This window comes from Bordetella tumulicola (assembly GCF_965138755.1).
In the GTDB taxonomy this organism is placed as follows: domain Bacteria; phylum Pseudomonadota; class Gammaproteobacteria; order Burkholderiales; family Burkholderiaceae_B; genus Bordetella_A; species Bordetella_A tumulicola.
Genome location: NZ_CBCSFP010000005.1, coordinates 78,997 through 101,640 on the forward strand (window position 1 = coordinate 78,997; position 22,644 = coordinate 101,640).

The window sequence follows — 22,644 nt, forward strand, 5'->3', positions numbered from 1 at the left end:
TGTCAAAATGCATGTACTGCGTCCCACCAAGCTGATGGCGGCCGCCGCGCTGGCCTTTGGCGTCATTGCTTCGCCGCTGGCTCACGCCAGCAAGGACGTGACCTTTGCGGTGTCGATCGCACTGGAAACGCTTGATCCGTACAACACCAACAGCACGCTGAACCAGGCTGTTGGCAAGGCCTACTACGAAGGCCTGCTCGAGTTCGACAAAGACCTGAAGATTCAGAAAGTCCTGGCGACCGACTACAGCATCAGCGACGATGGCCTGATCTATACCTTCAAGCTGCGTCCGGGTGTGAAATTCCAGGACGGCACCGACTTTAACGCTGAAGCCGTCAAGATCAATTTTGAACGTCCGGCTAATCCGGATAACCGCCTGTCGCGCTACATTCAGTTCAGCGTCATTGACCATGTCGACGTGGTCGATCCCTTGACCGTCAATATCACGCTGAAAAAACCGTTCTCGGCATTCCTGAATGCGCTGGCCCACCCGGCCGCCATGATGATTTCGCCGGCCGCGCTGGCCAAGTACGGCAAGGAAATTGGTTTTCATCCCGTGGGTACCGGACCCTTTGAGTTCGTCGAGTGGAAGCCCGCCGAATACCTGAAGGTCAAGAAGTTCGACGGCTATTGGAATCAAGGCAAGCCGAAGGTGGATTCGATCACCTTCCGTACCGTGACCGACAACAACACGCGTGCCGCCGTGGTGCAAACCGGTGAAGCGCATTTTGCTTTTCCCGTGCCGTACGAACAGGCAGCCATCCTGGCCAAGAACGACAAGCTGGACGTGGTCGATCACCAAAACTCGATCATGGCCCGCTATCTGTCGATGAATACCCAGGTCAAGCCGTTTGACAACATCAAGGTTCGTCAGGCCATCAATTACGCCATCAACAAGCAAGCGTTGATCAAAGTCGCGTACAACGGCTACGCCACGATTGTGGATGGTGTGGTGCCGAAGGGTGTGGACTTCGCGCACAAAACCGGCCCGTGGCCCTACGATCCCGCCAAGGCTCGCCAGTTGCTGAAAGAAGCCGGCTACGAAAAGGGTTTCGAAACGCAGTTGTGGTCCGCCTATAACGACGGTACGTCGGTCAAAGTCGTCCAGTTCCTGCAGCAGCAACTCGCTCAGGTCGGTATCAAGGCGTCGGTCGAAGTGCTGGAGTCGGGCCAGCGCGTGCAACGTGTCCAACAAGTCCAAAAACCCGAGGACGCCAAGGTTCGCCTTTACTACGCCGGCTGGTCGTCCTCGACCGGCGAAGCCGACTGGGGACTGCGTCCCTTGCTGAGCACGCCCGCTTTCCCACCCGTGTTGAACAACGTGTCGTATTACTCGAACAAGTCGGTCGATGACGGTATCCAGGAGGCCCTGACGACGGTCGATCGCAAAAAAAAGGCGGAGATCTATAGCAAGGTTCAGGAAACGATCTGGAATGATGCCCCTTGGGCTTTCCTGGTCACCCAGAACAATGTGTACGTCAAGTCGAAGAACCTGAGCGGTGTCTATGTCGAACCCGACACCTCGTTCTGGTTCGGTGATATCGATCTCAAGCAGTAATCGCAAGCAAGGCGCGGCGGGCGTATGGTGTGCCCGCCGATGTCTCAGGAATTTCAATGCTGACCTATATCGTCAAACGTTTATTGGGCATGATCCCGACCCTGTTGTTGGTCTCGGTCGTCGTGTTCTTGTTCGTACACATGCTCCCGGGAGATCCGGCGCGTCTGGCCGCTGGGCAGGATGCCGACCAGACTACGGTCGAACTGGTGCGCCAGGAACTCGGACTGGATCTGCCGTTGCCGCAGCAGTTCGTGCGCTATTTCAGCCATATGCTGCAGGGCGACCTGGGGAACTCGTTGCGTACCAAGCGCCCCGTCTCGACGGAGATCGCCGAGCGCTTCATGCCCACGCTATGGTTGACGATCGCCAGCATGATCTGGTCAGTGGGCTTTGGGATGATCTTCGGGATTGTCTCGGCGGTCTGGCGCAATCGTTGGCCGGATCGGGTACTCATGACGCTGGCCGTGTCCGGCATTTCTTTCCCTGCCTTTGCGTTGGGGATGGTGCTGATGCAGGTGTTCTCGGTCAATCTGGGATGGCTGCCCACCGTCGGGGCATCCAGTTGGAAACACTACATTCTGCCGTCCATCACACTTGGCGCCGCCGTGGCGGCCGTGATGGCGAGATTTACCCGCGCATCATTTGTCGAAGTCATCCAGGAGGACTTCGTACGCACCGCGCGCGCCAAGGGCCTGAGCGAGCGCCGTGTAGTAATCAAACACACCTTGCGCAATGCACTGATTCCCGTGATCACGATGATGGGCTTGCAGTTTGGCTTTTTGCTGGGCGGCTCCATTGTGGTCGAGACAGTATTCAACTGGCCCGGTCTCGGACGTCTGTTGGTTGATGCTGTGACACAGCGTGACTATCCCGTGATCCAGGGCTTGGTGCTGCTGTTCTCGCTGGAATTTATCTTGATCAACTTGATTGTCGACGTGCTGTATGGCGTTATCAATCCCAGTATCCGTTATAAGTGAGGCGGGCATGAGCAATACGACTACCGCCGCGACGGTTCCGGCCTCCAGGCAGAATGCAGTGCGTACGCCGGTCACCGAATTCTGGCGCAAATTCAAGAAACAGAAACTCGCCGTGGGCGCGGGACTCTTCGTCCTGTTGTTGGTCGTTGTCGCGATTTTCGCCCACTGGATCGTGCCGTTCGATCCGGAAAATTTCTTCGACTACGATGCCTTGAATGAAGGCCCATCGGCTAAACATTGGCTAGGGGTGGACTCGCTGGGTCGAGACATCTTCAGTCGCATCGTCATGGGGGCGCAGATTTCGTTGGCGGCGGGTTTGTTGTCCGTCGCGATGGGGGCGATTGTCGGTACCTTTATGGGGTTGATGGCGGGCTATTACCAAGGTTGGTGGGAACGCATCACGATGCGCATTTCGGATGTGCTGCTGGCGTTTCCCGGCATGCTCCTGGCGATCGGCGTCGTGGCTATCCTGGGCTCGAACATGATCAACGTGATCATCGCGGTGGCGGTGTTCAGCGTTCCGGCCTTTGCGCGACTCGTGCGTGGCAATACCCTCGCCATCAAGCAAATGACCTATGTCGAAGCCGTGCGCAGCGTGGGGGCCTCTGATTGGACCATTATCATGCGCCATATCTTGCCTGGTACGATTTCGCCTATCGTGGTCTATGGCACGATGCGTATCGGCACGTCGATCATCACAGCGGCTAGCCTGTCTTTTCTGGGCATGGGCGCGCAACCGCCGACGCCGGAATGGGGGGCGATGTTGAACGAAGCCCGCGCCGATATGGTGTTGGCACCACACGTGGCGATTTTCCCCGCGCTGGCCATTTTCCTGACCGTGTTGGCGTTCAACCTGCTGGGCGATGGCTTGCGTGACGCGTTGGATCCCAAGATCGATCGACGTTGAACGGGGCGCGTGACCAGCAGTGAGTATGAAAGGGCGCGGCGCAGGCTGTGCCCTTTTTTCCTGTGGAACAAGGAGGCTGCCGGCAGGCGGCATTGTCATGACGAAAATTGATTCTGCTTTTCCGATGCCGCGCGTGGGCAGGTTGCCAAGCGGACCACGCGATGCCATCACCGACGTGGCTGGCGTAACGGTGGGGCATGCGACCTTGGCACAAGGCGCTTGTCAGACCGGTATAACAGTAGTGCGACCGCACGCCGGCGACCCTTATCTCGACAAGGTGCCAGCCGCGGCCAGTGTCATCAATGGGTTTGGCAAAAGCATAGGGCTGGTGCAGGTACGCGAGCTCGGCGTGCTGGAAACCCCCATTGCCTTGACCAACACGTTTGGTGTGGGCACGGTCGCGAACGCGCAGATCCGCCAGGCGATTGCCGCCAACCCGCAGATCGGCCGCGAATGGGCCACCGTCAATCCGTTGGTGTTCGAGTGCAATGACGGTTACTTGAACGATATCCAGGCACTGGCCGTCACCGAGAAGGACTATCTGGCCGCCCATGATGCGGCCGTCGCAGACTTCACACAAGGTGCCGTCGGCGCGGGGCGTGGCATGTCCTGTTTCTCCTTCAAAGGCGGCATCGGCTCGGCATCCCGGCAGGCCGATGTGTCGTCAGTAGAGCGTTATACCGTCGGCGCGCTGGTGTTATCGAACTTTGGGCGATTGCCGCTCATGACGATTGCGGGTCGACCATTTGGTCAGCGTTATGTCCAACAACAGACGCATGAAAACGGACCTGAAAAAGGATCCATCATTCTCTTGCTCGCGACGGACGCGCCTCTGGATGCGCGCCAACTGGGTCGCCTGTCGTTGCGCGCCGGCGCGGGACTGGCGCGGACCGGCTCGGTTTTTGGCCATGGCAGCGGTGATATTGCGTTAGCTTTTTCCACCGCCTATACCGTGCCACATCAAGCCGAGCGCGCCATGCCGGCACAAGCCATGTTGCACGAGGGGCTCATCGATGTGTTGTTCGAGGCGGCTGCCGAAGCCTGCGAGCAGGCGATTGTGGCGGCCCTATGGCGCGCCGTAACCGTGCGGGGTCGCGACGGCCACGTGCGGCACGCCATCACTGAGATGATTCCGGATTGGCGACAATGGCTGGCCGATCTGGATGACTGACATGTAGCGGGTGCCGTGCCCGATGTACGCCGCGTTGCGATGCACCGGCCATGACCCCACTAGACAACAGGTCTGCCCCCAAAGTTTTGCTGAACAAGGGGCGAATTTTTTGGTTCTTTTTTTGCGGATAGCCCATGAAAATTCTGATTTCCACTGACATCGAAGGCGTCGCCGGTGTCTTTCATGCCGAGCAGGTTCGAGCCGGCAACGGTGAATACGAACGCGCCCGCGCCTGGATGACGGGCGAAGCCAATGCCGCTGTCATCGGGGCGTTCGCCGGCGGGGCCACCGAGGTGCTGGTCAATGACTCGCACGGCGGTTTCCGTAATTTGCTGCCCGATCAGCTAGATCCGCGCGCGCGTTTGGTGTTGGGTAAACCGCGCTACCTGGGCATGATGGGCGGGCTGGAAGAGGCTTGCGACGCGGTGTTCATGATCGGCTACCACGCACGTTCGCAAGCACGCGGAATTCTGGCGCACACTATCAACAGTTTTGCCTTCGCCCGCGTCTTTATCAATGGCACGGAACTTGGCGAAGCCGGTTTGTATGGCGCCTTGGCCGGCGAACTGGGCGTGCCGGTCATCATGGCTAGCGGCGATGATGTATTCATCGAAGAAACCCGACCCTTGTTTCCGCATGCGCAATGGGTGCAGACCAAAGTCGCGCATGGCCAGGGCAGTGGTGCGACCTTATCGCCTGCCGCCGCGCGTGAAGCCATCACCGCTGCGGCGCAAACTGCCGTACGTCAGGCAGCGGGCGCGGCTCCATTTCAAATCGCGGCGCCTATAGAATGCCGGTTGCAGATACAGACAACGGCGTTGGCCGATTTGTTTTGTATGTGGCCCACGCTGGAGCGCGTGGACGGTGTGACCTTGCGTTTTACGGTAGATACCATGCAGGCTGCTATTCGCACGCTTAATAGCTTGTCCGCCATGTCGTCCATGTTGCGTTAAGTCTTCATTTTTCACTCGTCCGTGACGGGCCTATGTATTCGACAAATAGACGCTTTCTTCAAACTCTTTGCTGTGTGTGTGTGGTTACCATCGCGAACCACGCCTCGGCTGAGGAATCCACCCCCGGCCTAGCTGTCGAGATCAGTCAGGCGACCGAACATGTGATGCGCGAATACAACGTGCCGGGTATGGCCATCGCTGTGACTGACCATGGGCGACAAACGTTCTATAACTTTGGCGTTGCCTCAAAGGCGACAAACCAGTCCGTCACTAGCGATACGTTGTTCGAGATCGGCTCTGTCAGCAAGACATTCACCGCGACCCTGGCCACATACGCCCAGACGCTTGGACGGCTTTCCCTGGACGATAGTCCCGCCAGCTATCTCCCGACTCTGCGCGGCAGCAATCTGAGCAAGGTCAGTCTCGTGCATCTCGGTACCCACACCGCGGGTGGGTTTCCGCTGCAGGTGCCAGACGCGATCACCAATTCGAAACAGTTGATGCGTTATTTCGCGGCCTGGACGCCTCAGTATGAGGCAGGCTCGGCGCGGACCTACGCTAACCCGAGTATCGGATTGTTGGGCATGGTGGCCGCCGAGGCGTTGGGACACCCATACAAGGCGATCATGGAACGGCAGCTCTTTCCCCTGCTGGGGCTTCATGACAGCTATATCGATGTGCCGCGGGCAAAAATGCAGGACTATGCCCAGGGCTATGACAAAACCGACGCGCCAGTGCGTGTGACCCCGGGCGTTCTGGCGGACGAGGCCTACGGTGTCAAAGCCACTGCTAGAGACCTGATTCGCTTTGTGCAGTTGAACATTGAGTCGTCCGGGGGCGAAGGTAATCTTGACAAAGCGCTGCGCGACACTCGTGTCGGGTACTACAAGCTCGGCGCCATGACGCAGGACCTGGTCTGGGAACAGTACGATGCGCCCGTCCGGCTCGATGACCTGCTCGAGGGAAACTCAGCCAAGGTCGCGTATGAAACGCATCCGATTCAGGCCATCGTGCCGCCTCGCGCACCTGCATCGGCGGTCTGGGTCAACAAAACCGGATCGACCAATGGATTCGGCGCCTACGTTGCATTTCTGCCGGCTCAGGACAAGGGCATCGTCATACTGGCAAACAAGAATTTTCCCATTGAGGCGCGCATTCGTCTTGCCTACCGTATTTTGACGCGTTGATGGCCGGCCCACGAGGATGCTAGCTGTTGCGTGAGGTGAGATGACGCCGGCCGTACGGCTCCCGCTCACGTGGCCGAGCCTATAAAATGCGGCTTGCAGACAGACTGTGGCATTGGCCGATCTGTTTTGCACGCCGTCCATGTTGCCTTAAGGAATCTCATGTCTCTCACCGATACCCGCGTTGCCCAGCTACGGCAGGCCATGCGCCGCTTGGGCCTGGATGCTTGCATCGTGCCATCCGCCGATCCTCATTTGTCGGAATACCTGCCCGGGCGTTGGCAGGGGCGCCAATGGCTCAGCGGCTTTACCGGGTCGGTGGCCACGTTGGTCGTGACGACCGATTTTGCAGGGTTGTGGGTGGACAGCCGTTACTGGATGCAGGCCGAGGCGCAGTTGGCCGGCACCGACGTGCAGTTGATGAAACTCGGTGCCGCCGGGACGCCCGGCCATGTCGACTGGTTGGCGAAACAGTTGCAAGCAGGGCAGCGCGTCGGGGTCGATGGGCAGGTGTTGGGCCTGGCGGCGTTTCGCGCCTTGTCTGCGGCGCTGGCGCCGGCGGGCGTGCAACTCGATATTCAGACGGATCTGTTATCTGAAATCTGGTCGGATCGTCCGGGACTGCCGAATGCGCCGATTTACGAACACGTCGCACCGCAGGCGTGCGTAACCCGTGCGGACAAGCTGGCCCAGGTTCGTCAGTCCATGCAGGCCAGCGGCGCCGACGTGCATTTCCTCTGCACGCTGGACGACATCGCGTGGTTGTTCAACTTGCGCGGCGCCGACGTGTCGTACAACCCGGTGTTTCTGGCGTATGCCCTGATTGGCGTGGACTACGCCACGCTGTTTGTCGGCGACGGCAAGATCGACGACAACCTGCGTGCTGTATTGGCCGCCGATGGTATCGATGTGGCCCTTTATACGCAGGCTGCCGAGGCATTGGGCTCGCTGGAACTCGATCAAACCCTGCTGATCGATCCTGCGCGCGTGACCTGCGGCGTATTTCATGCCATGAATCCGGCGGTGCCGCGCGTCGAGGCCATCAATCCCTCTACCTTGCTGAAGTCGACCAAGACCGATGCCGAACTGGCTCAGGTGCGGATGACCATGGAGCAAGATGGCGCGGCGTTGTGCGAGTTTTTTGCATGGTTCGAACGAGCCATGAGCAAAGAGGGCGGTGATACCCCTGCCGAGGCCATCACCGAGCTGACGATTGATAAGCAGATCACCGCGGCCCGGGCGCGTCGACCCGGGTACGTGTGCCCCAGCTTTGGCACGATTGCCGGCTTTAATGCCAACGGCGCGATGCCGCATTACCGCGCAACGCCAGAGGCGCACGCCGTCATCGAAGGCGACGGTTTGCTATTGATCGACTCCGGCGGCCAGTATCTGGGCGGCACGACCGATATCACCCGCGTGGTGGCGGTGGGCACGCCCAACGCGGACCAGAAGGTCGACTTTACGCTCGTGCTCAAGGGCATGATCGCGCTGTCGCTCGCCTCCTTCCCGCGCGGCACGCCATCACCCATGCTGGACGCGATCGCACGTGCGCCGATATGGCAGGGCGGCGCCGACTACGGTCACGGCACCGGCCATGGCGTCGGTTATTTCCTGAACGTCCACGAAGGGCCACAGGTCATTTCGTACCGCGCCGTGCCGGGCCCGCATACCGGCATGGAGCCCGGCATGATTACCTCAAACGAACCCGGCATCTATCGTCCCGGCCGCTGGGGCGTGCGTATCGAAAACCTGGTGGCCAACCGGAGTTGGCTGACTTCCGAGCTGGGGGAATTCCTCTGCTTTGAAACGCTGACGCTTTGCCCGATCGACACCCGTTGCATCGAACCCGCACTGATGCGCAAAGATGAAATCGAGTGGCTCAACGACTATCACAAGACGGTCCGAGTGCGTTTATCGCCGTTGGTCGAGGGCGAAGCGCTGGCCTGGCTGGCGCTTCGTACCGCGCCGATTTGACCCCTTTGCCATGATGAGCGGTTCTTGACGGCATGAAACCGGCTGGCAGGGCTCGGCCCAGGCCCTGGCGTCGATCATGCAGCCAAATGTTACGTGGACAAAGCTAGGGGAAAACCCAAATAACCTCATCCTCCCGGCTATAATCCAAATTTCCCGCACGCGCCCGCTCGTCCCGGGTGCTCATTACGATGACCAAATACGTATTTGTCACCGGCGGTGTGGTGTCTTCCCTGGGCAAGGGCATCGCCGCTGCCTCGCTCGCCGCGATTCTTGAGTCGCGTGGTTTGCAGGTCACCATGCTCAAGCTCGACCCCTACATCAACGTCGATCCGGGCACGATGAGTCCTTTTCAGCACGGTGAGGTGTTCGTCACTGAAGACGGCGCTGAGACCGATCTGGATCTGGGTCACTACGAGCGCTTCATTTCCGCCAAGATGCGCAAGGTGAATAACTTCACCACCGGCCAGATTTACGAGTCCGTACTGCGCAAAGAGCGCCGGGGCGACTATCTGGGCAAGACCGTGCAGGTGATTCCGCACATTACCAACGAAATTCAGGATTTCGTCGCCCGTGGGGCCGATGCCGCCTGGAAGGGCGCGACCGATGTGGCGATTGTTGAAATCGGCGGTACGGTCGGCGACATCGAGTCGCTGCCGTTCCTCGAGGCCGCTCGCCAGATGAGCCTGCGCCTGGGCCGCAACAACGCGGCCTTTGTGCACTTGACGCTGGTGCCGTTCATCGCGTCGGCCGGCGAGCTCAAGACCAAGCCCACCCAGCATTCGGTACAAAAGCTGCGCGAGATCGGTATCTATCCCAACGCGCTCTTGTGCCGTGCCGACCGTCGTATTCCCGACGACGAGCGCGCCAAGATCTCGATGTTCTCGAACGTGCCGCTTGACGCGGTTATTTCGGTCTGGGATGCCGACTCGATCTACAAGATCCCCGCCATGCTTCACAAGCAAGGTGTCGACAACATCGTCTGCGAGGCTCTGGGCCTGACTCCGCCGCCGGCCGACCTGTCCATGTGGGACAACCTGGTCGACGCGCTGGAGAACCCCAAGCACGAGCTGACCGTCGGTATGGTGGGCAAGTACGTCGATCTGACCGAGTCGTACAAGTCCCTGTCCGAAGCCCTCGTGCACGCCGGCATACACACGCGCTCCAAGATCAACATCGAGTACATCGACTCCGAAGACATCGAAACGCGGGGCACAGATCAGCTCAAGCACCTGGACGCCATTCTGGTGCCGGGCGGTTTCGGCAAGCGTGGCACCGAGGGCAAGATCGCCGCGATTCGTTACGCTCGTGAAAACGGCGTCCCTTATTTGGGGATTTGCCTGGGCATGCAGTTGGCAGTGGTCGAGTTTGCTCGCCACGTGGCCGGCCTGGGTGGCGCAAACAGTACCGAATTCGACCCGTCCGCGCCGCATCCCGTGGTGGCCCTTATCACCGAATGGATGGACCGCGAAGGCAGGGTCGAAAAGCGCGACACGACCTCCGATCTGGGGGGTACCATGCGTAAAGGCGCGCAGCGCTGCCCGATCAAGGCAGGCACCCGCGCCCAGGCTATCTACGGCGACGAGGTCAACGAACGCCATCGTCACCGCTACGAAGTCAACAACGTTTATGTGCCGCGACTCGAAGAGGCCGGCATGGTCATCAGTGCGCGTACGCCCACCGAAAACCTGCCTGAAATCATGGAGTTGCCGAATCATCCGTGGTTCGTCGGCGTGCAGTTCCATCCGGAATTCACCTCCACACCACGTGATGGGCACCCGCTGTTCTCCAGCTTTATCGAGGCAGCTATCGCTCGTCACGACAAACGCAAGGAAAGCGAATGAAAGCCTGCGGTTTCGATATTGGTCTGGAACACCCGTTTTTTCTGATTGCGGGCCCGTGCGTCATCGAGTCGCGCGAACTGGCCTTTGATACCGCGGGGCGCCTCAAGGAAATGACCTCGGCGCTGGGCATCCCATTCTTCTACAAGAGCTCGTTCGACAAGGCCAATCGCAGTTCCGGCAAGTCGTTTCGTGGCTTGGGCATAGACGAGGGGCTCAAAATTCTGGCCGATGTCCGGGACCAGGTGGGTGTACGTGTGCTGACCGATGTGCACGAAACCGCGCACGTGGAGCCGGTGGCCGCAGTGGTCGACATGTTGCAGACGCCGGCATTTCTGTGCCGGCAAACTGACTTCATCCGTGCCTGCGCAGCCTCGCTCAAACCGGTCAACATTAAAAAAGGCCAGTTCCTGGCGCCGCACGATATGGTGCAGGTCGCTCAAAAGGCCCGCGACGCCGCTATCGAGGCGGGTGGCGACGGCAACAACATCCTGGTCTGTGAGCGTGGTGCTTCTTTCGGATACAACAACTTAGTGTCCGACATGCGTTCGCTGGCTATCATGCGAGAAACCGGTTGTCCCGTTGTCTACGATGCCACCCATTCGGTACAGTTACCGGGTGGGCAGGGCACGTCGTCAGGCGGGCAACGCGAGTTCGTGCCTGTGCTGGCGCGTGCGGCGGTGGCGGTGGGGATATCGGGCCTCTTTATGGAGACCCATCCCAATCCCGCTTGCGCATTGTCCGATGGCCCGAATGCCGTGCCGCTGGACTTGATGCCTGCGCTGCTCGAGTCGCTGGTAGAGCTCGATCGCGTGACCAAACGCAACGGCTTCATCGAAAATCAGTTCATCTGAGCTGATGTAGCTGTCATGAATTTGTCTATCGTTCAGGGAATCAAGAAATCATGAGTGCAATCGTCGATATCATCGGTCGTGAAATTCTCGACTCGCGTGGCAACCCCACGGTCGAATGTGATGTGTTGCTGGAATCCGGCGCGATGGGTCGCGCCTCCGTTCCGTCGGGCGCGTCCACCGGCCAACGCGAAGCCATCGAGCTGCGCGACGGCGACAAATCCCGCTATCTGGGCAAAGGCGTGCTGCGTGCTGTCGAAAACCTCAACACCGAGATTTCCGAAGCCCTGATGGGCCTGGACGCGCAAGAGCAGACCTTTGTTGACCGCACGCTGATCGAGCTGGACGGTACCGATAGCAAAGAACGCCTGGGCGCCAACGCGTTGTTGGCCGCCAGCATGGCCGTGGCACGCGCCGCGGCTGACGAGTCCGGTCTGTCGCTGTATCGCTATTTTGGCGGTAGTGGCCCGATGAGCATGCCCGTGCCGATGATGAACGTCATCAACGGTGGCGCGCATGCCAATAACTCGCTCGACCTGCAAGAACTGATGATTTTGCCGGTGGGCGCGACGAGCTTTCGCGAAGCCCTGCGCTGGGGCGCCGAGGTGTTCCACAGCCTGAAGAAGATCATCAACGATCAGGGTATGTCCACCGCCGTGGGCGACGAGGGCGGTTTTGCCCCTAACGTCACCAATCACGAGGCGGCCATCCAGTTGATCCTCAAGGCCATCACTGAAGCCGGCTACGAGCCAGGTTCGCAGATCGCACTGGGTCTGGATTGCGCCAGCTCGGAGTTCTTCCGTGACGGCAAGTACACGCTGGCAGGCGAGGGCGGCCTGTCGCTGTCGTCACAAGAGTTTGCCAACCTGCTGGCCACGTGGTGCGACAAGTACCCCATCATCAGCATCGAAGACGGCATGGCCGAAAACGACTGGGACGGCTGGAAGCTGCTGACCGATCAGTTGGGCAAAAAAGTCCAACTGGTGGGCGATGATCTGTTCGTCACCAACACCCGCATTCTGCGCGAAGGCATCCAAAAGGGTGTCGCCAACTCGATCCTGATCAAGATCAATCAGATCGGTACGTTGACCGAAACTTTTGCCGCCATCGAGATGGCCAAGCGTGCCGGCTATACCGCCGTCGTGTCGCATCGTTCGGGCGAAACCGAAGACTCGACCATTGCCGACATTGCTGTTGCGACGAACGCCATGCAAATCAAAACGGGCTCGCTGTCGCGCTCGGATCGTATGGCCAAGTACAACCAGTTGCTGCGTATCGAAGAGGAACTCGCCGAAGTCGCTTCGTACCCGGGGCTGGATGCGTTCTACAATCTGCGTTGATTTAGTAGCGTTGCAAGGCTAGGCACCGGCACGCCAGGTGCCTGGCACTTTGGTTTGGTCCATTACCGTCAAGGTTTTCCCATAAGGGTTTTTGCATATGCGCCTGTTGTTTCTGGTGCTGCTGGTTTTGGTGGTGTTGATCCAGTATCCGCTATGGTTGGGTAAAGGGGGCTGGTTCAAGGTCTGGGACTTGCAGAAACAGATCGTCGAGCGACATGAAACCAACGAAGGCCTGCGCGCGCGCAATGCGGCGCTGGAGGCCGAAGTGCGCAACCTGGAAACCGGCGTAGGGGCTATCGAAGAACGTGCTCGCAATGAGCTAGGCATGATGCGCGAAGGCGAAGTTTTTGTGCAGATCGTGCCGCCGAATAGTCCCGCTGCGAATAGCCCTGCGGTAAACAGCCCTTCGTCGAATAACGCCACCGCGAATAATCCCAAGCCGAATAATCCTCGACCGAATCGTTAAACGGCGTGGTTCTCCATCGTCTTGGCACGGCTCTGCGTCGTTGTGGGCACTACCCTTAGCCATTGTTGAGATAGCCCTTCGTGTTGACACGGCCCTTCATCGTTGTGAGCACAGATTCTCATCATTCATCCATACAGGTCCACGTCCCGTGGATGACTTTATCGTGGCGCGCGGGTGGCGTCTCCTGCCACGCCACGGGATGTGAGTGCATTTCCACGCGTAGCGCTAGTCGCATCGCCAGCAATCCGTGCGACCAGGCCTGCCGGGCGCAATTGTCCGTTGGTCCAGCGATGCGCCGCAACAGCGTGCGCACCAAAGGTGTCAGCGGTTCGTGCAGATAAGTCAGGCGGACATGTAGCGTATTCGCCTCAAAAATATCAGGATGCGTGGCAGGCGTCCGAGCATGTTGCTCTGCTTGAAAGTCGTTGTTGATCACGAGGCGCCCGGTCACACCCGGGATTCGTAGACCCGGCTGGGCATGAATTCGAAATGCAGCCTCGTCGGGCTGCAAAACCTCAATTTTCCACGCCGGCATATCTGTGCGCTGTTGAATACGTTCCCAATTGCGGCGTTGCGTCTCGCGTGCATTGCTGCCCGCATGGATGAAACGTGGCAAAAAGGCATGTGCAAATGCCTGCTCAATAGCACTGGGGCGGCCATGCTGCGTCGCACCCGCGCGAGCACCGTCCAGCAGCGCCACGTATGCCAACTGCCGCACCAATTGCCAATGTGCGGCCTCGATGATCAGCAGACTCATTAACAGCAGCGGCAAGGCCAGCAGGCCAAATTCGATCATCGCCGCGCCAGTCTCACGCTGTTTTGCGGGTTCATTACGTCTGGCCATCCGCGATCCGCGCGGCAACGTAGACCTGTCCAAACCGCTACGCAAGAGAAGCGTCATGTGACAGGTAGGCAGCAGGTCTCGCGGTGCATACATCAGAAATCACAACGTTGTATTGGAAGATACAGCAGTGTGCTCGTCCAAGACCAACACGTCGATTGTGGCAATTACGACTGCGGTAATTGCGACTACCCCTGCCGTTAGCTGCATTTCGTCATGCAAGATACTGACGCGGGATGGGTGTCGTCGGTGTCTGCGGCTCCCGTTTCCGAGGCGCACTTGGCGTCCGTGTAAGGGAGGTGCTTACGTCTCTCTCCCCGCTGTATACGAGCGGGGCAAGACGTGCGGCGTTTAATGCACGGTCGGCGGATCTTGCTCGGGCATGGGCTTGGCGGCAGCGAACAGGCCCGAGCAGTCGACCGGATCAAATTCATAAGGTTTACCGCAGAAATCACACGTGATTTGCACCCGGCCCTGTTCGGCCAAAATGTCGTTGATCTCTACCTCGCCTAACGAGCGCAGCATGCTGGCGACGCGCTCGCGCGTGCAGGGGCAGTACCAGCGTACCGTCGCCGGCTCAAAGGCAATCAGCGTTTCTTCCCAATACAGTCGATGAATCAGGGTATCGATGTCCGTGGTCAGGAGTTCGTCCGACTTCAGCGTATCGGCCAACGTGATGGCGCGATGCATCGTGTCGGAGGCCGCATCGCCCTGTGTGCTGCCGCCGTGATCAGGCAGGCGCTGAATCAGCAAGCCCGCGGCGTGCTGAGCATCAGCCTGCAGCCACAGTCGGGTGTCGAGCTGTTCCGACGCCTTCATGTAGTGTTGCAAGGCCTCGGCGACCGTATCGCCCTCCAGGGGAACGATGCCTTGGTACGCCTGTTGGCCGGGTACCTTGCGGCGCGGATCCAGAACGACGATAAAGCGGCCCTGGTCATCGGCATTGAGTAGGCTTTGCATGGTGCCATCCGTGGGCATTTCGTGGCCCTCGCGGATCTTGACCGTCGCGCGCAGGCTCAGATCCGACTGGCATTCGACGATCAGCAGGGCGATGGGGCCGGCCCCTTGAATTTGCAGTACGAGCGACCCTTCGAACTTGATATTGGCGGCCAGCAATGCCGCCGCCGCCACCAGCTCACCGAGCAGTTTCTGGACGGCGGGCGGATACTGATGGTGTTCCTGGGCTTGTAACCAAGTCTCGTGCAACCGCACAGTTTGTACGCGCACAGAGTGGTCTTCGAAGAGGTATTTTTTGAGTTGATCAGTCATAGCTGGAATGTTAGCCGATCAGCTTGACCCGATGTGTGACGGGCGTCGCCCTGTAACGCCAGGCGATTGCATCCGCCGGAGCAGGTGGCCTATCTGCATCCAGAATCCCAGCCCTGTCAGCCGATCCGCTTGAGCACCCGTTTGTACTGCTGCGCCCGTGTCTCGTAATCACGCGTGTTTTTATGCATATTGGCGATTTCGTCGGCTGAGAGTTCGCGAACGACTTTGCCGATACCGATCACGAGCGAGTTGTCGGGGATGATTTTGCCTTCGGGAATAATGGCTCCCGCGCCAACCAGGCAATTTCGCCCAACGACGGCATTATTGAGCACGATGGCTTGCATGCCAATCAGTGCGCCTTCGTGGATGGTACAGCCGTGCAGCATCGCCTGATGGCCGACCGTGACGCCGGGCCCCACCGTCAATGTGCAGCCCTCGTCGACGTGCAGTACCGACGACTCCTGGATATTGCTCCCCGCTTGAACAATGATCGGGGCATTGTCGCCACGGATCGCCACATGCGACCAAATGCTGACCCCCGCTTGCAGGGTGACGTTGCCGATGATGTCGGCGCTGTCAGCAATATAGACGCTAGGATCGATGTCGGGGATGAGGTCGTCGAGTTGATAAATAGGCATACAGCAGTCTCGGGTAGTATCAGGCTTGGTGGGCGGCGCGGGCTTCTTCGCGCAGGCGCAGCACTCGGCGTTGAATTTTACCGGTCGTCGTCATGGGGAGTTCGGCAATGAACTCGATTTCTTTCGGGTATTCGTAGGGCGCCAGGCGATCGCGCACGTGGGCTTGTAGCGCTTGGATCAATACGTCGGGATCTCGCGCGACGTATTCCGGCGTCAAGACCACATAGGCCTTTACCAGTGCGCCGCGCTCGGCATCGGGCTTGGGCACGACGGCGACGTTCGCCACGGCATCGTGGCCGAGCAGGCAGTTTTCGATTTCACCCGGGCCGATTCGGTAACCGGCCGATTTGAAAACATCATCCGCGCGTCCGGCGTACCACAAGTAACCCTCATCATCGACACGGGCCAGATCTCCCGTGCGGCACCAATCGCCGGTGAATTTCGCCTGCGTCGCGGCTTCGTTGCGCCAATAGCCCAAGAACAGAATAGGGTCGGGAAAGCCGACGATATCCAGGCGGTTGAGCGCAATCTCGCCAGTCTCTCCTGGCGCGACAGCTTGTCCTTCGTCGTCGATGACCGCGACCTGGTGGCCAGGATAGGGCCTGCCCATGCTGCCCGGTTTGGCGGGCCAGCGCAGGTGGCTATTGCCTACGACATAATTCAACTCGGTTTGGCCGAACATCTCGTTGGGTGTGATTCCCAACGCTGTTTGGCACCATCCGAAGACGGTCTCGCCGACACTTTCACCGGCGCTCATGATGGCGCGCAGCGCCAGTCGATACTGGCTCCCTGGCTCGGGCACCGTCTTCATCATCATCTTGAGCGCGGTGGGGAACAGGAACGTATTGGTGACTTGATACCGCTCCATCAGCTCAAAGGCGCGCTCGGGCGAGAAACGCCCGCGCGTCCCCACGATGGGGTGCCCGAAGTACAAGGTCGGCAACAGCGCATCCATCATGCCGCCGGTCCAGGCCCAATCAGCGGGCGACCAGAACACATCGTTGGGTTTGGGAAACCAGTTTTGCGAGGCGACAAAGCCCGGCAGATTGCCGATCAGCACGCTATGGGGCAACAAAGCGCCCTTTGGAGCCCCAGTGGTACCCGATGTATAGAGCAAGATCGCCGGGTCGGTGGCGCGCGTGATGACCTGCTTGAACTCACCCGGTTGGCGCGCCAGCAGGCTGCGCCACGGCAGGACCTGCTCATCGACAAAACCGATGCCAATGATCTGGTTGAGATTGGGACAGTTGTCGCTAATGGCCAACAAATTGGCGCTGGAGGCGTAATCGACAATCGCGATTCGAGCGTCGGAATCTCGTAATCGCGTCTCCAGTGCCTCGGGGCCGAACAGCGGCGACAGCGGCACGACAATCGCGCCGACACTATAGATCGCCATATGGGCAACGACCGTTTCGGGGCGTTGTCCTAAAACCACACCGACTCGGTCCCCGCGTTCGATTCCCATCTTGACCAGACCGTGCGCCAGTTGATTCGCGGCCTCGGACAGGCGTGCGTAGGTCCAGACTTCACGGTTGCCGGCTTCGTCTTCGTAGTAAATGGCAATACGCCGGGCGTCCGAGCTACTGGCCGCCCAACGGTGGCAGCAGGCTTCCGCAATATTGAATTGGGTCGGAACCAGCCAGCGGAATGATTGGTAGAGCGACTGATATTGGTCGTTCATAGCCCTATTTTGTAAGCGCGCTGGCGATCACCCTGGAGGATGCCGCCCGGGGGCCGGAATGCCCCCTACAGGTGCAAGCATGACCTAGAGGGGCGCGAACTGCAATATCCCCGTGCCACTAACGGGGACATATAAGGGTTATTACGGGTGCTTGCTTTGGCGGCGCAGCGCCGAGGGCAGGGCGGGCAGCGACAAGGGGCGTCGCGGACGTGTCGGGGGAGAACCGGCCTCTCGACGCGCATGCTGCTCGGCCCAGTTAAGCAGGCTGAGTTGCCCATCGTGGTTTTCTGCCAACGCGGACAGGCTCTCGACCCAATCACCGTCATTGCAGTACAAAATGCCATCTACATCGCGCATTTCGGGTTTGTGGATATGACCACACACGACGCCGTCCAGACCGCGGCGCCGGGCTTCGCTCGCCAGGGTTTCCTCGAAATCCGTGATAAAGGCCACGGCGTTCTTCACTTTGTGTTTCAGATACTGCGAAAGCGACCAGTAATGCAGGCCCATGCGATGGCGCATCCGGTTGAAATGGTGATTCATCCAGAGAGCCGACTGGTACAGCGTGTCGCCCAGACGGGCCAGCCACTTGCTATGCTGAATGACACCGTCAAACTGATCTCCGTGCAGCACTAGCAGTCGCGTGCCGTCTGCCGTGATGTGTACATCCTCGTCCAGAACTTCGATGTCCCCAAAGGCATAACCGATGAATTCGCGGGCAAACTCATCGTGGTTACCCGGGACAAATACCACGCGAGTGCCATTGCGGGCCTTGCGTAATATCCGTTGTACGACATCATTGTGTGCGCGGGGCCAGTGCCAGTGTTTGCGTAACTGCCAGCCGTCGATAATGTCGCCCACCAAATACAGCGTGTCGGATTCGTTCTTATCCAGAAAATCCAGTAGGAAATCTGCTTTACACCCGGCAGTGCCTAAATGCAGGTCAGAAATCCAGAGCGTGCGCCAGTGAGTGGGTCGGGTCTCGTTCACGTGTGCATCCCTTACGGCTGTCGGTATACGAGAATGTAACCATGGTGCCGTGACGTCTACGTGACGAAAAAATGACGCAGTTGTGACGCAGGATTATTTTTTTCGCGCAGGAGCATTACCCAGGCGAGTGCCCAGCAGCCGATCATGCAGAAATTGTCCATCGCGGTCGAACCACGACCACACAAAAATGGCGAAGGGCGCCACCACAATAAACAGGTCGACCGATTTCCATCCCGTGGCTGTAGAGGCGACTGCGACCAAGCCCGCCGCGGCCAGCACAGGCGGCCACGCCAGGACATAGCGCAAGATCAACCTCGGTACCGAGGGCGGCTGACCATCGCGGTCCATCACGCGGATATTCCAGGTTTTCATGGGCAGCGTCTGGCCATTTTTACGCCAACACAGCACAAAATAAATGCCGATGACGACAAAAAGCCACACTTGGCGCGCGTGTCGCAGCATCAAGGCATGCTTGCTTTGCGTCAAGGTGTCGAACAGGTAGCCCGCTAGAAAAACGACGCCGAACAGTAGGACGGCTTCGTACATCATGCAGGCAAATCGGCGTAGCCGACTGGGGGTCAGAGAGGCGGTAGCGTCAGTCATGGGGGCGTATTATCCCGAGCATCTCTCAAACTGGCTACCGGGATGTGCCGGTGATCCTATCAGTGCCCCCGATCAGCCAACCATTTCCGCATCATCGCGATTTCCTTTTCCTGGGCGGCGATGACTTCCTCGGCCAGTTTGCGTACGGCAGGGTCCTTTCCGTATTTGAGTTCCACGCGTGCCATGTCGATTGCGCCCTGATGATGGGGAATCATGCCGAGCATGAAGTCCACATCGGGATCTCCCGTGAACGCGATATTCATGTCCGCGTGCATCCGATTATTCGCGTCTTGATAGGCTTGAACCACCGGATTTTTGCCCGGTTGATAGCCGCCTTGGCTCGTAGGCGCGTCCTGACTCATACCCGTTTGATGACCGGCGTGGCCAGACGATTGAGCGTAAACCGAACTCATCGCGAAGACGGCCGCAGCAATAAAAAAGAAAGCGCGTTTATGCATACAGATCAGACTTTTTGGCGTTGTTAAAACCGATATAGGCCGGCGATCATAATCCTTGCCATCGTTGGAAGGTCAAGTCATTCAGGTAAAGGACGTGTCGATAAATCTCGGCGCTTTACGCATGCGTCGAAGTTCATCTTTTTGATTTCGGTTTGCTTGCTTCTCGCACAGGGAAGCATTTTTTCTTTTGGAGCACTGCCCAAGGCAAAAAAAAAAACCCACCGGTTTAGAGTGGGTCTTAAAAGGGGCTGAAGCAGCCCCCAAGGGGAAAACGGTTACGTCGTTGTTCTTAGGCGGCCGAGTGCGCGGATGTCGCGTCGACGCGGCGACCGATCACGGTCTTGACGACCTTACCCACCTGGCGCAGGCCGCGGGCCAGGGCGCGTAGGGGGCGAGGGCGGAATTGTTCTTCGATCGCTTGCAACATCAACTGGCGTTCGAGTTCGTCGGTCAACCGAATAGAAGAGTTGGTATAAATGTGGGGCACGATGTTCCAGAGCTTGCGCGTATTCGTTATGTAATGCGTTCAAGTCAGCCAGGGGTGTCGTCACTTATGTGCGAAAGTCCACCTAAGCCACTTGGGGATAACCCGTATTTTAGGGTTAACCCTGAATACATGCAAGTCTTTGGTGCAGAGTGCAAACCTATGGTGCCGATAATGCGCTAAATGCGCATATTGTGGCTTTGTCGCCACATTACTGGCCCAATATTGCAGTGTTTTTACAACATTCCTTGATCAGACGGGATCTCGGTAGCCGGCGGCAACGAGCTCAAAGCCGAACAGGCGGCAATCCAGCGCACCGTTGTGCAAGGGTGTGCGGCGTAGGGGTTTGAGCCTCAGGCGCTGGGGTAGATCGCGGTCGCTGGAGATCACGTGCAACTGCCAACCCGCGAAAGACCGTTTCAGGTTGGCCGACCAGGCACGCCATAGCTCCGTCTCGTCGGCGGGCAAACGTTCGCCATACGGGGGGTTGGTGACGATCCAGCCTCGTTCGGCGGGCGCAGGCACCTCGCGAGCATCGCCCACCTCAAAGCGGATCGTGTCCGGCGTCAGCCAGGCGCGTTCGGCGTTGTTGCGCGCGAACTCGATAGCCTGCGGATCCAGGTCGTAGCCGACCAACGGGGCATCCAGGCCGGGCAAGATGCGGGCACGAGCATCGTCCTTGAGATCATGCCAACGGTGCGGATCATGGCCGCGCAGGCGTTCAAAGCCCAGCGGCCGCGAGATCCCGGCGGGTACGCCCAATGCAATCCAGGCCGCTTCGATCAAAATCGTGCCACTACCGCAGAACGGATCCAGCAGCGCGGCGGCGGGATCCCAGCCAGCCAGCGCCAGCATCCCGGCCGCCAGATTCTCCCGCAGGGGGGCTTCACCTTTATCCAGGCGCCAGCCGCGCTTGAACAGTGACTCGCCTGATGTGTCCAGATACAGGGTTGCGGTGTGGCCAGTCAAAAACAGATGTACCCGGGCATCCGGTCGTACGGTATCAATACTGGGTCGTTCGCCTTCACGGTCACGCAGTCGATCGCAGATCCCATCCTTGGCGCGCAGATTGCAATAGTGCAGGCTTTGAACAGGGCTTTTTATCGCTGACGTGTCGACCCGCAGCGTATGCTCCGCGCCGAACCAGCGTTCCCAGGGCACGCTGTAGGCCAGATCCAGAATATCGTCTTCGTGCGAGATTTCCTCGTGTGCGACCTGCACCAGAATGCGAGTCGCCAAGCGCGAATACAGATTGGCGCGCTGTACACCGGGCCAGTCCGTGCTGAAATGGCAACCGGCACGACCCGCCTGGGCGTCCGTAAATCCCAACGCCTGCATTTCGGCGGTCAGGGCCTCTTCCAGACCTTGAGGGCAGGGCGCGAAGACCTCGAATATTTCCGCTTCGCGTAGCGCGCGAGGCGCTCTGCGCTGAACATCTGGTTCGGGCACCCATTCCGTCTCGGCAGGAAAATCATCATGATCCACAAATGCATCCGGCTCTGGGGCTTGACGCCGCCGTTCGTGGAATTTGTCCGGTGCTGCGGATTCATGGCGCTTTTGCTGGGATTCACCAGGTGCGGCAGAGTCGCGCCGCTGAGGACGGGCCTCACCAGGTGGGGCGGATTCACGGCGTTGCCGACGCAACGTATCGGGCTTGCCGGATTCACGGCGGGGCGAACGGAATTCATCGGAGGTGCGCGAACCAGGCTTGCCGCGGCCGCGTACTGCGGTATCACGCGATGTCGCAGGATCGCTGGCGGGTTCTCCGCGCAGACGTTGCGCCTGATCTTTGGCGCGTTCGATCAGCGAAGCCGTGCGCGCACGCGCCCCACTACGTTTGCGCTGAGTATCGTCGGCCGCCGCATGTGCGTCGCGCGCCGTTTTTTTGACCGTCAGTGTTTTACGGCGGTCTTGTTCATCAGAGGACATACGAATCCTGGCCGCAGGCCGGGCAGTGTGATCAGAAGGGTTTGAGCACCACGAGCAGTACCACTGCCACGAGCAGTAAGACGGGCACTTCGTTAAACCAACGGTAGAATTTGTGAGAACGTGTGTTGCGGCCTAGTTCAAACTTGCGCAGCATCACGTAGCAGGCATGATGGTAGCCGATGATGAGCAACACGAAGAATAACTTGGCATGCATCCAGCCATTGCCGGGTCCCATGCCAATACCATAGCCCACATAAAGCCACAGCCCAAGCGCGACGGCGATCACCGCCAGCAGGGTGCTAAACCGAAACAGCCGGCGCGCCATAGCGATCAAACAGGCTTGTACCGCCGGGTCAGGCTGCTGTGCCAGGTTTACATAGAGACGAGGCAGGTAGAACAGCCCGGCAAACCAGGATGCAATGAAAACGATGTGAAAGGCCTTGACCCAAAGCATTAGCATGGCGGGCTGGTTTGTTGTTCAGTGGTGGATATGGGGGCATTGTAGTCGTGTGTAGGACGTCTCTGTTGAGAC

At 59.0% G+C, this 22,644-nt stretch carries 21 protein-coding genes; 11 read left to right on the plus strand and 10 right to left on the minus strand.

Translation table 11 applies throughout. From position 1 onward, the window contains the following. The first annotated feature begins 7 nt into the window (after nt 1–7). The 11 genes from gsiB (at nt 8) to ftsB (ending at nt 13,219) form a co-directional block, all read left to right on the plus strand. A complete protein-coding gene (gene gsiB, locus ACNAZS_RS14580; protein WP_415790495.1) occupies nt 8–1,558 on the plus strand; it encodes a glutathione ABC transporter substrate-binding protein GsiB in 1,551 nt (516 codons plus the stop codon). 56 nt (nt 1,559–1,614) lie between these two features. Continuing rightward, on the plus strand, nt 1,615–2,535 hold the full coding sequence (gene gsiC / locus ACNAZS_RS14585; protein ID WP_415790497.1) for a glutathione ABC transporter permease GsiC: 921 nt from the start codon (nt 1,615–1,617) through the stop codon (nt 2,533–2,535). Nucleotides 2,536–2,542: 7 nt separating this feature from the next. Further along, nucleotides 2,543–3,442, plus strand: coding sequence for a glutathione ABC transporter permease GsiD (gsiD, locus tag ACNAZS_RS14590; RefSeq protein ID WP_415790499.1), 900 nt, complete (start codon nt 2,543–2,545; stop codon nt 3,440–3,442). Nucleotides 3,443–3,539: 97 nt separating this feature from the next. Then, the gene (locus ACNAZS_RS14595) at nt 3,540–4,613 is read left to right on the plus strand and encodes a DmpA family aminopeptidase (RefSeq protein WP_415790501.1); all 1,074 of its coding nucleotides are present in this window, start codon (nt 3,540–3,542) and stop codon (nt 4,611–4,613) included. Nucleotides 4,614–4,747: 134 nt separating this feature from the next. Beyond that, nucleotides 4,748–5,566 (plus strand): M55 family metallopeptidase, encoded by an 819-nt coding sequence (locus ACNAZS_RS14600; protein ID WP_415790503.1) that lies wholly within the window; start codon nt 4,748–4,750, stop codon nt 5,564–5,566. Nucleotides 5,567–5,598: 32 nt separating this feature from the next. Then, the gene (gene ampC, locus ACNAZS_RS14605) at nt 5,599–6,753 is read left to right on the plus strand and encodes a class C beta-lactamase (RefSeq protein WP_415790505.1); all 1,155 of its coding nucleotides are present in this window, start codon (nt 5,599–5,601) and stop codon (nt 6,751–6,753) included. A gap of 159 nt (nt 6,754–6,912) precedes the next feature. Continuing rightward, nucleotides 6,913–8,724, plus strand: a complete 1,812-nt coding sequence (locus ACNAZS_RS14610) for an aminopeptidase P family protein (RefSeq protein WP_415790507.1) — start codon at nt 6,913–6,915, stop codon at nt 8,722–8,724. Between the two features lie 188 nt (nt 8,725–8,912). Continuing rightward, a complete protein-coding gene (locus tag ACNAZS_RS14615) occupies nt 8,913–10,565 on the plus strand; it encodes a CTP synthase (protein ID WP_415790509.1) in 1,653 nt (550 codons plus the stop codon). Next, a complete protein-coding gene (kdsA, locus tag ACNAZS_RS14620; protein ID WP_415790511.1) occupies nt 10,562–11,416 on the plus strand; it encodes a 3-deoxy-8-phosphooctulonate synthase in 855 nt (284 codons plus the stop codon). The genes ACNAZS_RS14615 and kdsA overlap by 4 nt, the downstream gene beginning before the upstream one ends. Before the next feature lie 50 nt (nt 11,417–11,466). Continuing rightward, nucleotides 11,467–12,753 (plus strand): phosphopyruvate hydratase, encoded by a 1,287-nt coding sequence (eno, locus tag ACNAZS_RS14625; RefSeq protein WP_415790513.1) that lies wholly within the window; start codon nt 11,467–11,469, stop codon nt 12,751–12,753. A 97-nt stretch (nt 12,754–12,850) separates the two neighbouring features. Next, nucleotides 12,851–13,219: a cell division protein FtsB gene (gene ftsB / locus ACNAZS_RS14630; RefSeq protein ID WP_415790515.1), complete on the plus strand. Its 369-nt coding sequence runs from the start codon at nt 12,851–12,853 to the stop codon at nt 13,217–13,219. Nucleotides 13,220–13,340: 121 nt separating this feature from the next. Here ftsB and ACNAZS_RS14635 read toward each other — a convergent pair whose 3' ends face one another. From ACNAZS_RS14635 to ACNAZS_RS14680, 10 genes are all read right to left on the minus strand, one after another. Continuing rightward, nucleotides 13,341–14,063, minus strand: a complete 723-nt coding sequence (locus ACNAZS_RS14635) for a TadE/TadG family type IV pilus assembly protein (protein ID WP_415790517.1) — start codon at nt 14,061–14,063, stop codon at nt 13,341–13,343. Nucleotides 14,064–14,411: 348 nt separating this feature from the next. Then, nucleotides 14,412–15,329 (minus strand): Hsp33 family molecular chaperone HslO, encoded by a 918-nt coding sequence (gene hslO, locus ACNAZS_RS14640; protein ID WP_415790519.1) that lies wholly within the window; start codon nt 15,327–15,329, stop codon nt 14,412–14,414. A gap of 116 nt (nt 15,330–15,445) precedes the next feature. Beyond that, on the minus strand, nt 15,446–15,967 hold the full coding sequence (locus ACNAZS_RS14645; protein ID WP_415790521.1) for a gamma carbonic anhydrase family protein: 522 nt from the start codon (nt 15,965–15,967) through the stop codon (nt 15,446–15,448). A 19-nt stretch (nt 15,968–15,986) separates the two neighbouring features. Next, entirely contained in the window at nt 15,987–17,648 is a 1,662-nt protein-coding gene (locus ACNAZS_RS14650; protein ID WP_415790523.1) for an acyl-CoA synthetase, read from the minus strand. A 141-nt stretch (nt 17,649–17,789) separates the two neighbouring features. Further along, nucleotides 17,790–18,638: a UDP-2,3-diacylglucosamine diphosphatase gene (locus ACNAZS_RS14655; protein WP_415790525.1), complete on the minus strand. Its 849-nt coding sequence runs from the start codon at nt 18,636–18,638 to the stop codon at nt 17,790–17,792. Nucleotides 18,639–18,731: 93 nt separating this feature from the next. Continuing rightward, nucleotides 18,732–19,241: an RDD family protein gene (locus ACNAZS_RS14660; protein WP_415790527.1), complete on the minus strand. Its 510-nt coding sequence runs from the start codon at nt 19,239–19,241 to the stop codon at nt 18,732–18,734. A 59-nt stretch (nt 19,242–19,300) separates the two neighbouring features. After that, nucleotides 19,301–19,603 carry a CopM family metallochaperone gene (copM, locus tag ACNAZS_RS14665; RefSeq protein WP_415790529.1) on the minus strand — a complete coding sequence of 101 codons (303 nt, stop codon included), beginning with the start codon at nt 19,601–19,603 and terminating at the stop codon, nt 19,301–19,303. 385 nt (nt 19,604–19,988) lie between these two features. Continuing rightward, nucleotides 19,989–20,189 (minus strand): hypothetical protein, encoded by a 201-nt coding sequence (locus ACNAZS_RS14670; RefSeq protein WP_415790916.1) that lies wholly within the window; start codon nt 20,187–20,189, stop codon nt 19,989–19,991. 246 nt (nt 20,190–20,435) lie between these two features. Next, nucleotides 20,436–22,112 (minus strand): THUMP domain-containing protein, encoded by a 1,677-nt coding sequence (locus ACNAZS_RS14675; protein ID WP_415790531.1) that lies wholly within the window; start codon nt 22,110–22,112, stop codon nt 20,436–20,438. Between the two features lie 31 nt (nt 22,113–22,143). Continuing rightward, nucleotides 22,144–22,566 carry a CopD family protein gene (locus ACNAZS_RS14680; protein ID WP_415790918.1) on the minus strand — a complete coding sequence of 141 codons (423 nt, stop codon included), beginning with the start codon at nt 22,564–22,566 and terminating at the stop codon, nt 22,144–22,146. Nucleotides 22,567–22,644: the final 78 nt, after the last annotated feature.

Bases quoted from the DNA above. Each gene is read 5' to 3' on its own strand.
- gsiB (WP_415790495.1), top strand. From the start codon at position 8: ATGCATGTACTGCGTCCCACCAAGCTGATGGCGGCCGCCGCGCTGGCC.
- gsiC (WP_415790497.1), top strand. From the start codon at position 1,615: ATGCTGACCTATATCGTCAAACGTTTATTGGGCATGATCCCGACCCTG.
- ACNAZS_RS14675 (WP_415790531.1), bottom strand. From the start codon at position 22,112: ATGTCCTCTGATGAACAAGACCGCCGTAAAACACTGACGGTCAAAAAA.
- ACNAZS_RS14635 (WP_415790517.1), bottom strand. From the start codon at position 14,063: ATGGCCAGACGTAATGAACCCGCAAAACAGCGTGAGACTGGCGCGGCG.
- copM (WP_415790529.1), bottom strand. From the start codon at position 19,603: ATGAGTCAGGACGCGCCTACGAGCCAAGGCGGCTATCAACCGGGCAAA.
- gsiD (WP_415790499.1), top strand. From the start codon at position 2,543: ATGAGCAATACGACTACCGCCGCGACGGTTCCGGCCTCCAGGCAGAAT.
- eno (WP_415790513.1), top strand. From the start codon at position 11,467: ATGAGTGCAATCGTCGATATCATCGGTCGTGAAATTCTCGACTCGCGT.
- kdsA (WP_415790511.1), top strand. From the start codon at position 10,562: ATGAAAGCCTGCGGTTTCGATATTGGTCTGGAACACCCGTTTTTTCTG.
- ACNAZS_RS14660 (WP_415790527.1), bottom strand. From the start codon at position 19,241: ATGACTGACGCTACCGCCTCTCTGACCCCCAGTCGGCTACGCCGATTT.
- hslO (WP_415790519.1), bottom strand. From the start codon at position 15,329: ATGACTGATCAACTCAAAAAATACCTCTTCGAAGACCACTCTGTGCGC.
- ACNAZS_RS14615 (WP_415790509.1), top strand. From the start codon at position 8,913: ATGACCAAATACGTATTTGTCACCGGCGGTGTGGTGTCTTCCCTGGGC.
- ACNAZS_RS14610 (WP_415790507.1), top strand. From the start codon at position 6,913: ATGTCTCTCACCGATACCCGCGTTGCCCAGCTACGGCAGGCCATGCGC.
- ampC (WP_415790505.1), top strand. From the start codon at position 5,599: ATGTATTCGACAAATAGACGCTTTCTTCAAACTCTTTGCTGTGTGTGT.
- ACNAZS_RS14645 (WP_415790521.1), bottom strand. From the start codon at position 15,967: ATGCCTATTTATCAACTCGACGACCTCATCCCCGACATCGATCCTAGC.
- ACNAZS_RS14680 (WP_415790918.1), bottom strand. From the start codon at position 22,566: ATGCTTTGGGTCAAGGCCTTTCACATCGTTTTCATTGCATCCTGGTTT.
- ACNAZS_RS14595 (WP_415790501.1), top strand. From the start codon at position 3,540: ATGACGAAAATTGATTCTGCTTTTCCGATGCCGCGCGTGGGCAGGTTG.
- ACNAZS_RS14650 (WP_415790523.1), bottom strand. From the start codon at position 17,648: ATGAACGACCAATATCAGTCGCTCTACCAATCATTCCGCTGGCTGGTT.
- ACNAZS_RS14600 (WP_415790503.1), top strand. From the start codon at position 4,748: ATGAAAATTCTGATTTCCACTGACATCGAAGGCGTCGCCGGTGTCTTT.
- ftsB (WP_415790515.1), top strand. From the start codon at position 12,851: ATGCGCCTGTTGTTTCTGGTGCTGCTGGTTTTGGTGGTGTTGATCCAG.